Annotated in this window: 11 protein-coding genes; 4 read left to right on the top strand and 7 right to left on the bottom strand. The window is 61.3% G+C overall.

Translation table 11 applies throughout. The features are described 5' to 3' along the window. The 7 genes from GSQ77_RS29385 to gatC form a co-directional block, all read right to left on the bottom strand. Positions 1-557: alpha/beta fold hydrolase (locus tag GSQ77_RS29385; RefSeq protein ID WP_254067459.1), on the bottom strand; the 557-nt coding region annotated here is incomplete at its 3' end. 123 nt (positions 558-680) lie between these two features. Further along, a complete protein-coding gene (locus GSQ77_RS05670; protein WP_158899925.1) occupies positions 681-1634 on the bottom strand; it encodes a patatin-like phospholipase family protein in 954 nt (317 codons plus the stop codon). Between the two features lie 103 nt (positions 1635-1737). Beyond that, positions 1738-2520, bottom strand: a complete 783-nt coding sequence (locus GSQ77_RS05665) for an exodeoxyribonuclease III (RefSeq protein WP_158899923.1) — start codon at positions 2518-2520, stop codon at positions 1738-1740. 284 nt (positions 2521-2804) lie between these two features. Beyond that, on the bottom strand, positions 2805-3794 hold the full coding sequence (locus GSQ77_RS05660; RefSeq protein ID WP_158899921.1) for a PPK2 family polyphosphate kinase: 990 nt from the start codon (positions 3792-3794) through the stop codon (positions 2805-2807). An 81-nt stretch (positions 3795-3875) separates the two neighbouring features. Next, entirely contained in the window at positions 3876-5345 is a 1470-nt protein-coding gene (gatB, locus tag GSQ77_RS05655) for an Asp-tRNA(Asn)/Glu-tRNA(Gln) amidotransferase subunit GatB (protein ID WP_158899919.1), read from the bottom strand. 2 nt (positions 5346-5347) lie between these two features. Then, positions 5348-6883: an Asp-tRNA(Asn)/Glu-tRNA(Gln) amidotransferase subunit GatA gene (gene gatA / locus GSQ77_RS05650; RefSeq protein WP_158899917.1), complete on the bottom strand. Its 1536-nt coding sequence runs from the start codon at positions 6881-6883 to the stop codon at positions 5348-5350. Positions 6884-6984: 101 nt separating this feature from the next. Beyond that, positions 6985-7284, bottom strand: a complete 300-nt coding sequence (gene gatC, locus GSQ77_RS05645) for an Asp-tRNA(Asn)/Glu-tRNA(Gln) amidotransferase subunit GatC (protein WP_158899915.1) — start codon at positions 7282-7284, stop codon at positions 6985-6987. A gap of 487 nt (positions 7285-7771) precedes the next feature. Between gatC and GSQ77_RS05640 the strand changes: the two genes are divergently transcribed. The 4 genes from GSQ77_RS05640 to mrdA all read left to right on the top strand — a co-directional run bounded on the left by GSQ77_RS05640 (position 7772) and on the right by mrdA (position 13043). Then, positions 7772-8815: a rod shape-determining protein gene (locus GSQ77_RS05640; RefSeq protein ID WP_158899913.1), complete on the top strand. Its 1044-nt coding sequence runs from the start codon at positions 7772-7774 to the stop codon at positions 8813-8815. A gap of 126 nt (positions 8816-8941) precedes the next feature. Next, on the top strand, positions 8942-10132 hold the full coding sequence (mreC, locus tag GSQ77_RS05635; protein WP_158899899.1) for a rod shape-determining protein MreC: 1191 nt from the start codon (positions 8942-8944) through the stop codon (positions 10130-10132). Next, positions 10129-10641, top strand: coding sequence for a rod shape-determining protein MreD (gene mreD, locus GSQ77_RS05630; protein WP_158899897.1), 513 nt, complete (start codon positions 10129-10131; stop codon positions 10639-10641). The genes mreC and mreD overlap by 4 nt, the downstream gene beginning before the upstream one ends. 50 nt (positions 10642-10691) lie before the next feature. After that, positions 10692-13043 (top strand): penicillin-binding protein 2, encoded by a 2352-nt coding sequence (gene mrdA / locus GSQ77_RS05625; protein WP_158899895.1) that lies wholly within the window; start codon positions 10692-10694, stop codon positions 13041-13043. The last annotated feature ends 12 nt before the right edge of the window (positions 13044-13055 follow it).

The following is a 13055-nucleotide window of genomic DNA, read 5'->3' as shown; positions in this document are numbered from 1 at the left end:
GAGTGACCGATCATGATGGCATGGTCGATGCCCAGCGACGCCAGCAGCGCACGGGTATTACGCGCCAGTTGTTGGAAGCTGTACTGGTAGTGCTCGGGCTTGGTCGATTTGCAAAAACCGATCTGGTCGGGCGCGATTACTCGATAACCGGCTGCGCTCAATACTGAGATGCTCTCCTTCCAGGTGGCGGCGCAAAAATTCTTGCCGTGCATCAGCACCACGGTCCGGCCGTTGGAGGAGGCGCCTTTGACGTCGAGGTAAGCCATCTTCATCGGCACGCCTTGCGAGGTGAAGGCGAATTCGTGAACCGGCGCGGGGTAGGTATAGCCTTGCAGCTCGGCGCCATAGACCGGGCCGGGGTCCGCGGCATGGGCCGAGACGAGGTCAGCGGCGTGAGCGGGGGCCGACGCATGATCGAGGGCGTGGTCCGGGGTGTGGTCCGGGGTGTGGTCATTGGGCGCGGCAGCGAGAGCCCACGGCGACGCTGCCTGCAGCGCAAATGCAAAGGTGGTTAGCGTAACGAGGTGTCGAAAGCGACGCGGCAAAAGCTTGAACATGAAGAAGTATCCCCGATGAATCCGTTGAGTTTGAATCCGCTGTGTTTGAATCCGCTGTGTTTGAATCCGCTGTGTTACCACCCACTGCATCGCGTTTGTGTTTGCCGCAGATGCAGTTGCGCCTCAATCCATGCCCAGACGCGCCTTGATCGCCGGCATCATCCGCTCGACGGCCGCACGCCCTTCTTCGATGGCGGGCGAGGCGCGATGGAAATCGAAAATTCTCATGCCACCCAGGCGCGGTTGAATCAGGATATCGGCCGGCTCACCCGCCAAACGACTGCGGCTGATGCGCACCTGCATGATATCGATACTCTGCGCAATCGAGCTGATCATCGAAGGCACGCGTGTGCTGGGCTTGGGCGGCGTATGCACGTCGTCGGTCAAGCGATCCGGATCGGGGGCGAGCCAGGCCGGCCATGGCTTGCCGTTGCGTCGCAAAGCGGGCGATGGGCGCGCTGACACATCCACGGGTGGCTGGTTGGGAGTCGGACCGCCAAAATCGCGGCCGTTAAGAATGTCGTTGTTCAGGTCGATCGCGATCACACAATCGGCACGCATCGCACGAGCCAGCGACACGGGCACCGGATTCGACAAGCCGCCGTCGACCAGCCAGATGCCATCGCGATGCATAGGCGTAAAGATGCCGGGAATCGCGATCGAGGCGCGTACCGCCTCGACCACGCCGCCTTCCTGCAGCCATATCTCGCGTCCGGTATCGAGCTCGGTTGCGACCGCGGCAAAGGGCACGGCCAAATCGCCGATCTCACGGCCGTTGAAGCGATTGGCAAAAAGCTGGATGACTTTTTTACCGCCCAGCAAACCGCCCGACAAGCGCACGTCCAGCAAGCGCACCACGGTCTGCCACGTCAGGCGCGACACCCAGTGCTCCAACCAGTCCAGATCGCCGTTGGCATACACCGCGCCGATCAAGGCACCGATCGACGTGCCACACACCACGTCGGGTTTGATGCCGGCGTCGAGCAGCGCGCGAATTGCGCCGATATGCGCCCAGCCGCGCGCAGCACCACCGCCCAAAGCCAGGCCGATGCGGGTATGACGAGGTGGTCTGAGCATCCGGTTCATGAGGCGGCCTTGTGGTTATCGATACGAACACGCGCTAGGGACATGCGCTACAGACATGCATTACGGATATGCGATCCACACGATCCTTGAAAGTTCACGGCTGATGGCTGTACGCCACCAACAACGGCGCGTGATCGCTGAAACGCTCTGTCTTGTAAATGGATGCCTCCTGCACGCTTGCGGCCAGCGTCGGTGTGGCGATTTGATAATCGATGCGCCACCCGACGTTCTTCGCCCACGCCTGGCCGCGATTGCTCCACCAGGTGTAAGCCTCGTCTGTCGTTTCCGGGTGGAGTCGGCGGTACACATCGACCCAGCCGAGTTCGTCGAACACGCGCGTAAGCCAACTGCGCTCCTCCGGCAAAAAGCCCGAATTCTTGCGATTGCCTTTCCAGTTTTTCAGATCGATTTCCTGATGGGCGATATTCCAGTCGCCGCAAAGCACCACTTCGCGGCCCGCTTTGAACAGTTCGGCCAGGTGCGCGAAAAAATGTTCCATGAAACGGAATTTGGCCGCCTGCCGCTCTTCACCACTGGAACCGGAAGGCAGGTACACCGACACCACTGACAACTTGCCGAATACCAGTTCGAGATAACGCCCCTCGGCATCGATCTCCGGCACGCCCAGTCCTTCGATAATGCGCTCCGGCGTGCGGCGGGTGTAGATGCCCACACCGCTATAGCCTTTCTTCTCGGCGTAGTGGAAATAACCCTGATAGCCTGCCGGCGCAAGCATTTCCGGCGTCATGTCGGCGGCCTGCGCCTTGAGTTCCTGCAAGCAGATAAAGTCGGCGTCTTGTAGCGGCAGCCATTGCAGGAAGCCTTTGGTGACTGCGGATCGGATGCCGTTGAGGTTGGCGGAAATGACGCGGAGCATGGAGTTTTCTCTGGAACGGTTGGATGAGCGGTGCGTGAATGAGGAGCAAGCGATAAATGAGCGGTAAATAATTGGTAGATAAGCGGTAGATAAGCAACAAGTCAGCAATAAAGATCGATAAACAAGCGATACGGTCAGCGATAACGTGGACGCTGAGGCACGCGCGGTCACGTTAAAACAATTACGGGTTAAGAGTCAGGCGTGGACGATCGGGTGCGGCTGATAGATGGCCCTCTCTCTGGGTGGCGCCATCTATCGCTAGCGTCACCGATAGGTCCTGTCCTCTATTCGATTTTGACGCCCTTCATCGCCGGATTGACGGGCGGATAAGCGAGCGTCATCGCGTCCATCGCACGACGCACCAGTTCAGCCACCATCACATTGCGATGCGATTTCGAATTGGCCGGTACGACGTACCACGGCGCGTAGGGAGTCGACGTGGCCGCAAGCGCGTCGGCGTAGGCGTCCTGATAATCGTCCCAGTGCTTGCGCGCCTCGATGTCGCTGGGGTCGAGCTTCCACTGCTTTTCCGGATCATCGGCACGCGCCTGCAAGCGGCCGCGTTGCTCGTCTTTCGAGATGTGCAAAAAGCACTTCAGGATCGTGGTGCCGGCCTCGGCCAGCAGCGCCTCGAATTGTCGGATATTGCGATAGCGCCGCTCGCACTCTTCGCTATCGAGCGTACCGAGGATACGCGGCACCAGCACGTCTTCGTAGTGGCTGCGATTGAAGATCGCCAGCTCGCCGCCGGCCGGCACCTGCGCATGAACACGCCATAAAAAATCGTGCTGTGCCTCGTATTCGCTCGGTTGGCGAAACGCGACCACGCGCAGGCCCAGCGGATCGACTTCGCGAAATACGGAGCGGATGGTGCCGTCTTTGCCGCTGGCGTCCATGCCTTGCAATACCAGCAGCACGCGTTCGGCCTTTTGCGCATGCAGGCGGTTTTGCAAACGGTCGAGCGCCACACCGAGTTCCGCGACATATTCGAGATCGGCCGCTTTCGAGCCCTTCGAGAACGGTTTGAGCGAGGCGTCGTATTGGCTCAACGAAAAACGGTCGGCTCGACTTGCCGGCGACTCGCCCTTTTTTTCCGCGTCGGCCTTTTTCCCCCCTTCGGCCTTTTTTTCCGCTTCGGCTTTCTTTTCCGCCTTGATCAGGCCTTTTCGGCTTTTTCTGGCGGCCGGTGTCTCGCCCTCCGGGTCCGATGCACCGGCGCGTTCCGGGACAAAAAACGGTACGCAGTAGTCGTCCAGCTCGCTCGCTTTGGTCATCAACGTTGCCTCGAAGATCGGGCGGGGTCGGCATGCGCCCCGCACTTACCTTGCACCGATATCGCGTTCAATGCAACAAGCTCAACTCAGCTTTTTCTTCAGCAAGTCATTGACCTGTTGAGGATTGGCTTTGCCGCGCGTTGCTTTCATCGCTTGGCCGATCAATGCGTTGAAGGCCTTTTCCTTACCCGCGCGATACTCCTCGACCGATTTGGCGTTAGCGGCCAACACCGTGTCGATAATCGCTTCGAGTTCACCGCTATCGGAAATCTGGCGCAATCCCTTGGCGTCGATAATACGATCGGCCGCGGCCTCGTCGGTAGCGCGCTCGTCCCAAATCGCCTGGAACACTTCCTTCGCGATCTTGTTCGAGATCGTACCGTCAGCAATCCGCGCGATCAGCACAGCCAACTGCGCGGCACTGACCGGGCTCGCGTCGATATCCAGGCTATCGCGATTCAGTTGCGACGCCACCTCGCCCATGATCCAGTTCGCAGCCATCTTCGCTTGGCCTGCGCCCGCCTTGGCCAGCACGGCTTCGAAATACGCGGCGATGCCCTTGGAGGTGGTCAGCGTCGCGGCGTCATAAGCGGACAACGCGTATTGCTCGACAAAGCGCGCCTGCATGGCCGCCGGCAATTCGGGCAACTCGCTGCGCACCCGTTCGATCCAGTCGACGCCGATCGCCAAAGGCGCGAGGTCGGGGTCGGGGAAATAGCGGTAATCGTGCGCGTCTTCCTTGCTGCGCATCGAACGTGTTTCGCGCCGGTCCGAATCGTATAAACGGGTTTCCTGCACCACCGTACCGCCGTCTTCGATCAGCTCGATCTGGCGGCGCACTTCGTAGTTGATCGCTTCTTCGAGAAAGCGGAACGAGTTCAGATTCTTGATTTCGGCACGCGTGCCGAATTCGGCCTGCCCAAGCGGGCGCACCGACACGTTCGCATCACAGCGGAACGAGCCTTCCTGCATGTTGCCGTCGCAAATGCCCAGCCACATCACCAGCGTATGCAGGGTCTTGGCGTAAGCGACCGCTTCTGCCGCGCTGCGCATGACCGGCTCGGTGACGATCTCAAGTAGCGGTGTGCCAGCCCGGTTCAAGTCGATCCCGGTCATACCCGCGTAATCCTCATGCAGCGATTTGCCCGCATCCTCCTCGAGATGCGCGCGAGTCAGCTCGATGGTCTTTTCATAGGCCGCCTGACCGCTCTTGTCGTGCGCCGGCACCTGAATGGTCAAGGTGCCACCCTGCACGACCGGAATCTCGTACTGGCTGATCTGATAGCCCTTGGGCAAGTCCGGATAGAAATAATTCTTGCGCGCAAACACGCTGCGCGGCGCAATCGTGGCACCGATCGCGAGACCGAAGCGTATCGCGCGCTCGACGGCACCGCGGTTCATCACCGGCAGCACGCCCGGCAACGCCAGGTCCACCACGCAAGCCTGCGTGTTCGGCTCGGCGCCAAAGCGCGTCGAAGCGCCCGAGAAAATCTTGGATGCAGTCGATAACTGCGTATGCGTTTCCAGCCCAATCACCACTTCCCACTGCATCTTTATGCTCCTGCCGGCGCACTCGCCGGTTGCTGACCTGGTTCGCGACGATGCCAGTCGGTCACGCGCTGAAACGCGTGCGCCACTTGCAACATGCGGGCTTCGTCGAAATAGTTGCCGATGATTTGCAGACCCACCGGCCGCTGGCTATTGGCGCCCGCGCCGAAGCCGCAGGGCACGCTCATGCCGGGCAGGCCGGCCAAGCTGGTCGACAAGGTGTAGATATCGGCCAGATACATCTGCACCGGGTCGTCGGTTTTGGCACCGAGGTTCCAGGCCACGGTCGGCGAGACCGGCCCCATGATGACATCGCACTGGGCGAACGCTTGCTGGAAATCCCGCGCAATGATGCGGCGAATTTTTTGCGCTTGCAGGTAGTAGGCATCGTAATAACCGTGCGACAGCACGTAGGCACCGACCAGGATCCGGCGTTTGACTTCGGGTCCGAAACCTTCGGCGCGCGTCTTTTTATACATGTCGAGCAGGTCGCCGTATTGCGCGGCGCGGTGACCGTAGCGCACGCCATCGAAACGCGACAGGTTCGAGGACGCTTCGGCCGGAGCAATGATGTAGTACACCGGGATCGACAGCTCGGTTTTCGGCAAGGTCACATCCACGAGGGAGGCGCCCAGTGCCTGGTATTGCTTGAGCGCGACATCGATGGCGGCTCGCACGTCGTCGGCCAAGCCGGGACCGAAATATTCCTGCGGCAGACCGATGCGCAGACCCTGCAATGGCTTGTCCGCAGTGCCCGCGGTGTTCACGGCTGTACCGGCCGCATTCCAGCTCTGACCCAGATGGCGCGTGTAGTCCTCATCGGCGCGCTCGATGCTGGTCGAATCGCGCGCATCGAAACCTGCCAGTCCGTTGAGCAGCAGCGCGCAATCGGCCGCGCTTTGCGCCAGCGGGCCGCCCTGGTCCAGCGAGGAGGCGAACGCGATCATGCCGTAGCGAGAGACGCGGCCGTAGGTCGGCTTGATGCCGGTCACGCCGGTAAGCGATGCGGGCTGGCGAATCGAACCCCCGGTGTCGGTACCGGTGGCGGCCGGCGCCAAACGCGCCGCCACTGCCGCGGCCGAACCGCCAGAAGAACCGCCCGGCACGGCGGCGTGATCCCAAGGGTTTTTAACCGGACCGAAATGCGAATTCTCATTGGACGAGCCCATCGCAAACTCGTCCATGTTGGTTTTGCCCAGGCACACCATGCCGGCCTGCGCCAGACGTTCGACCACCGTGGCGTCGAACGGGCTTTCGTAGTGTTCCAGCATCTTCGAGCCGGCGGTCGACTTCCAACCGCGCGTGACGAACACGTCTTTATGCGCGATCGGCAGGCCGGTTAGCGGGCCGCCCGCGCCTTGCGCGAGCACGGCGTCGGCCGCGCGGGCCTGAGCGAGTGTGCGCTCGGCATCGACGTGCACGAACGCGTTGAGCCCGGCAGCGGCATCGATACGCGCCAGGAAATGTTGTGCGAGTTCAACCGCGGAATATTCTTTTGCATCGAGCGCGGCACGCAGCTCGGTGAGGCTTTTTTGATGCATCTAACGTGTCCTTCGTGCTGATTTAGCAGTGTGGCAATGTGGTCGGGGCCCCGGGCTAAACGTGATCAATAAGCTTGATCCAATAAGCCCGCTCGAAAACGTCACTCGATAACTCTGGGGACCAGGTATAGGCCGTTCTCGGTCGCCGGCGCGCTACGCTGGAACGCTGCGCGATCGACCGTTTCGGTCACCGCATCTTCACGCAAGCGCAAGTGGACCTCTTCGATCTGTTCGATTGGATGAGCGAGCGGCTCGATGCCGGTCGTATCGACCGCCTGCATCTGCTCGACCAGTGCAAAAAATTGATTGAGCTGACCCAGTGTCTGTTGGGCTTCGCCCTCCGCCAGCTCGAGTCGAGCCAGGTGGGCAATACGGGTCACATCGTTAAGCGTCAGGGCCATGCGGTCACCGGAAAAAATGCCTGAACTACCTGGGGCACGTACACGTCTTACGGCATCCCGCAATGCGGGCTATTTTGCCGACCGACGTGCACTGAGCCCCGGCGGGCAAAGCGTTGAGGACAGGTAAACCCGAGCAAAAAGCGATGTGCCTCTTGGTCCGGTTTCCTGTAAAACAGCGAAAATTATAAGGTATCATTATGCGCTCGATCTAATACCAGCCAAACCGGCCCATGCGTCGGCCGGCTGGCAATGCGCCGGTCGTCCGCGTGTCGGCGTTGTTTAGCGTCCCAGTGGCTCTTGTCGGTCTCGCGCAAGCGGTCTCGCGTCAATTCGATGCGAAAACCGGGTGCGTGTGCAGCGCGGCAAGCAGTCGCCGGCCAATTTTTTCGCGGTATCGGGTCTGAGGGCAGCAATCGCCGCCCAGGGGTCCGATCCGATATTTTGCGCTGAGCGAGCCGTTTTGGCTCCCAGTGAAACAGGATTTTGAATGTTCGGTTTTCTGCGTAGTTATTTCTCCAACGATCTCGCGATCGACCTTGGCACCGCCAATACCCTGATTTACATGCGAGGCAAGGGCATCGTCCTCGACGAGCCCTCGGTCGTGTCGATCCGACAGGAAGGCGGCCCGAACGGCAAAAAGACGATCCAGGCGGTCGGCAAGGAAGCCAAACAGATGCTGGGCAAGGTGCCGGGCAATATCGAGGCGATCCGCCCGATGAAAGACGGCGTGATCGCCGACTTTACCGTCACCGAGCAGATGATCAAGCAATTTATCAAGATGGCGCACGAATCGCGGATGTTCTCGCCCTCGCCGCGCATCATCATCTGCGTGCCCTGCGGTTCCACCCAGGTGGAGCGGCGCGCCATCAAGGAAGCGGCTCACGGCGCGGGCGCCTCGCAGGTGTACCTGATCGAAGAGCCGATGGCCGCGGCAATCGGCGCCGGCCTGCCCGTATCCGAAGCGACCGGCTCGATGGTGGTCGACATCGGCGGCGGCACCACGGAAGTGGGCGTGATTTCGCTGGGCGGTGTGGTCTACAAGGGCTCGGTGCGGGTCGGCGGCGACAAATTCGACGAAGCGATCGTCAACTACATCCGCCGCAACTACGGCATGCTGATCGGCGAACAAACCGCCGAAGCGATCAAAAAAGAGATCGGCTCGGCATTTCCGGGCTCGGAAGTCAGGGAAATGGAAGTCAAGGGGCGCAATCTTTCGGAAGGCATACCCCGCAGTTTCACCATTTCCAGCAATGAAATCCTGGAGGCACTGACCGACCCGCTCAATCAGATCGTTTCGTCGGTCAAAATCGCATTGGAACAAACCCCGCCGGAACTCGGTGCAGATATCGCCGAGCGCGGCATGATGCTCACCGGCGGCGGCGCCCTGCTGCGCGACCTGGACCGGTTGCTGGCGGAAGAAACCGGCCTGCCGGTGTTGGTGGCCGAAGATCCGCTGACCTGCGTGGTGCGCGGCTCGGGCATGGCGCTCGAACGCATGGACAAACTCGGCAGCATCTTCTCGTACGAGTAAGGGCACTCGCATCGCGCAGCGCGGGCCATTCGGCGCCCGAGCCGCGCGGTGTCTGTCCTGCCGCCGCCCAGAGCTGAATTAGCCGCAGTCCTCCCGTAACCGTCTTACCCCCGACTGGCGCCGAGCATGGAATACAGTCCGCCGCCTCTTTTCAAACAAGGCCCTTCGGCGATTGCCCGATTGGTGGTGTTTGTCGCACTGGCGTTAATGCTGCTGGTGTTGGATGCGCGTTACAAAACGCTGGAAAAAGTCCGCGAAGTGATAGGCACCGGCCTCTACCCGCTGCAGCGCGTGATGCTGGTGCCGCGCGACGCGGTGCGGGGCTCGCTCGACTTCTTGACTAGCGGATACCAACTGCGCACCGAAAACTCCGCCTTGCAGGCCAACAATCTCAAGCTTTCCTTGATCGCGTCGCAGACGGGGCAACTCGAGGCCGAGAACCGCCATCTGCGCGACTTGCTGCAATTGGCGCAACGCCCCGGCATGCAAGCGACGCCCTCGGAGATCCAGTATGACGCGCGCGATCCCTTTACGCAGAAGGTCATCATCGATCAGGGTACGCGCTCGGGCATTCAATTGGGCGCACCGGTTGTCAGTGAAGGCGGCGTGCTGGGCCAAGTGACGCGTATCTATGCGCTACAGGCCGAAGTTACACTGATCACCGACAAGGACCAGGCGATTCCTGTGCAGGTCGTGCGCACGGGCCTGCGCAGCGTGATCTACGGCACCCCGCGCGGCGAGGCCCTGGATCTGCGTTTCGTGCCCAGCAGCGCCGATCTCCAGGTGGGCGACCAACTGGTGACGAGCGGTCTGGACGGGGTCTTTCCGCCCGGCTTGCCGGTGGCCAAGGTCGCGCAGATCGATCACCAGGCCGATACTGCGTTTGCCCGCGTGATCTGCACGCCGGTGGCGCAGATACACGGGCCGCGCCAATTGCTGGTGCTGCACTATCAGCCGCAGGTGTTGCCGCCGCCCGCCGAATTCGAATCGGGCTCCAGCCGTGACCCGGGTAAAAATGCCGGCAAGAAAGGCGCGAAACCCGACGCGCCCAAAGCGCTAGCGACGGATGGCGCATCGAGCGCTGCGGCACATCCGCAGCCCGAGGCGAAGGAAGCGGCTAAGGAATCGACGAAGGAATCAACTAAGGAACCGGCTAAGGAAGCAACCAAGGGCGCGAAGGAGTCGGCGAAGGGGGTTCCCAACACCACGGCAAAATCCAACGCACCCACCGCGCCGAACGTGGCCAAGCCGGCCTCTCCTAACCCTGGCATTGCCAAGCCTGCCTCCGCCGGCGCCACGTCCAAGGCCCATCCATGAGCCGACCGCAATACATCTTGTTGCCGGTGAATTCGGTATTCATCGCATTCAGCCTGGGCGTTGCGTTTCTGCTCAATCTGGTACCGTGGGGCCGCACGATCGGGGTGCCCGATTTTGTCGCCGTGACTTTGCTATTCTGGAATATTCACCAGCCGCGCAAGGTCGGCATGGGGATCGCGTTTTTGCTGGGCATGTTGATGGATGTGCACGACGCCAGCCTGTTCGGCGAGCACGCGCTCGCTTACACCCTGCTTTCGTACGGCGCGATCATGATACATCGCCGGGTGTTGTGGTTTTCGCTGCTGACGCAGACACTGCATGTGTTGCCGCTGCTGGTCGGCGCGCAACTCGTGCCGTTTGTGATCCGGCTGATCGCGGGCGCTTCCTTCCCCGGCGGCGAGTATTTGCTCAACGGTTTTATCGAAGGCTTGCTGTGGCCGATCGCGAGCGCACTGTTGCTGGCGCCGCAGCGACGAGCCTCGGACCCGGACGACACGCGCCCCATCTAGGGGTTTTGTACCGCAGCGCCCGCCCCTACCGTATTTAACCGAGCCTTTGCATGACCGAGTTCAAGAACACCGAACAACAGCTACTTCGATTTCGTCTGAGAATCGGTGCGGCAAGCTTGTTCGTGTTTTTGTGTTTCGGGCTGCTGGGCTTGCGCTTCGTGTACCTGCAAGTCTGGCATTACAGCAAGTACTCACTGCAAGCCGACGAAAATCGCATCTCGGTGGCGCCTATCGTGCCCAACCGCGGCATCATCACCGATCGCAACGGTGTCGTGCTGGCAAAAAACTACTCGGCTTACACGCTGGAAATCACGCCATCGAAGATCAACGGCACGCTCGATGAGGTGATCGATCAACTCGCTCAGGTTGTCGACATCGACGCCCGTGACCGCCGTCGCTTCAAGAAGCTGCTCGAGGATTCGAAAACCTTCGAGAGCCTGCCGATCCGCACGCGATTGACCGATGAGGAAGTGGCGCGCCTCACCGCGCAACGCTATCGCTTTCCCGGCGTCGAAGTGCGCGCGAGACTGTTTCGTCAGTATCCGTTGGGCACCACGGCGGCGCACGTAATCGGGTATATCGGCCGGATCTCGCAGCACGATCAGGACCGCATCGACGACGCCAGCGAACAGAACGACAACGACCAAACGAACTACGACCCCAGGCTCGACGCCAACAATTACAACGGCACCGATTACATCGGCAAGATCGGCGTCGAGCAGAGCTACGAAACCGAACTGCATGGCGAAACCGGCTTTGAAGAAGTCGAAGTCACCGCGGGCGGGCGCCCCGTGCGCACCCTTTCGCGCACCCAGGCGGTACCCGGCAACAAGCTGGTGTTGTCGATCGATGCGGGTCTGCAAGAGGTGGCCGAGCAAGCGTTTGCCGGGCGACGCGGCGCACTGGTGGCCATCGAGCCCAGCACCGGTGACGTATTGGCCTTCGTGTCGGCTCCGAGTTTCGACCCCAACCTGTTTGTCGACGGCGTCGACCAGCAAACCTGGGACCAGCTCAATAATTCGCCCGACAAGCCGCTGCTGAACCGGCCGTTACGCGGTACCTATCCGCCAGGCTCCACCTACAAGCCGTTCATGGCGCTCGCCGCGCTCACCTTACACAAGCGAACCACGCAGTGGGGCTTCCAGGACACCGGCTCTTACACGTTCGCCGGCCACACTTTCCACAACGACGTGCGCGCCGGTCAGGGCTGGATCGACATGAACCGCGCCATCGTGGTGTCGAACGACGATTACTTCTACATGCTGGCGCACGACCTGGGCGTCAACGCGATTGCCGATTTCATGCGACCGTGGGGGTTCGGCGGGAAAACCGGCATCGATGTGGAAGGCGAAGCGATTGGCGTGTTGCCGTCGACCGACTGGAAACGCAAGAACTATAAACGCCCTGAAGCGCAGCGTTGGTACGAAGGCGAAACCATCAGCCTGGGGATCGGGCAGGGCTACAACTCGTTCACCATCCTGCAACTGGCTCATGCGGTAGCTACCTTGGCTAATGACGGCGTGGTGATGAAGCCGCACTTGGTCAAGGAAATCGAAAACCCGATAACGCACGTCGAGCGGCTGACTGTGCCCAAAGCGAGCGGCCGGATTGACGTCAGCCAGCAGAACATCGACTTCGTCAAAAACGCGATGGTCGGTGTGACCACTAACCCCTCCGGTACCGCTTATTCGGTGTTCCGCAACGCGCCGTATGTGGCAGGAGGCAAGACCGGTACCGCGCAGGTGTATTCGTTGGAAGGCGCAAAATACCAGGCGCATGCGGTCGCCGAAGACCGGCGCGACCATGCGTTGTTCACTGCCTTTGCGCCGGCGGACCAACCCACGATCGCACTGGCGCTGGTGGTTGAGAATGGCGGCTGGGGTGCCGAAGCGGCAGCGCCTATTGCTCGCAAGGTGCTCGATTACTGGCTGATCGATCGACTCAAGCCAGGCGCAGAAGCGGCGGCAGTGGCGCAAGCGGCGTCCGCGACCGCGGTGTCCGACGCACCTGTGATCGGTGGCGGCGAGACCGCGCTGCAAGCGGCATTGCCGGCCTCGTTGGCAGCCACGGCGCCGTTCGCGCCAGCATCCACAGTGGTTCAGGGCGCCTCGGCTGTCGCGCCGGGTTCCGCTGGAGCGCCGGCTTCTGCCGTGGCGGCACCAACTGCCAGGACGAATGAAGCCAGCGCGCCTCGCTTGCCTAAGCCGACACCCAAGCCTAAGCCCAAACCACTGACACAGTTGCCGGCGCAACATTCGCCGCAGATGCCTCCCCAAGCGCCACCGTCGCCGCGCCCAGCGCCGGACGGGCCGCCGCTGGGCCCGAACACCCAGCCCATCGTGGCGCCCGCAGATCAACGCGCTCGGCCCAGTACGCTGGGTAGCCCGAACGCCCAGGATTAATCAGGAGATGCT

The sequence above is a fragment of the Burkholderia sp. L27(2015) genome, assembly GCF_009765705.1.
Taxonomy (GTDB): domain Bacteria; phylum Pseudomonadota; class Gammaproteobacteria; order Burkholderiales; family Burkholderiaceae; genus LMUX01.
The sequence above is the reverse complement of the archived record's forward strand: the minus strand, read 5'-3'. Positions and strand labels throughout refer to the sequence as shown.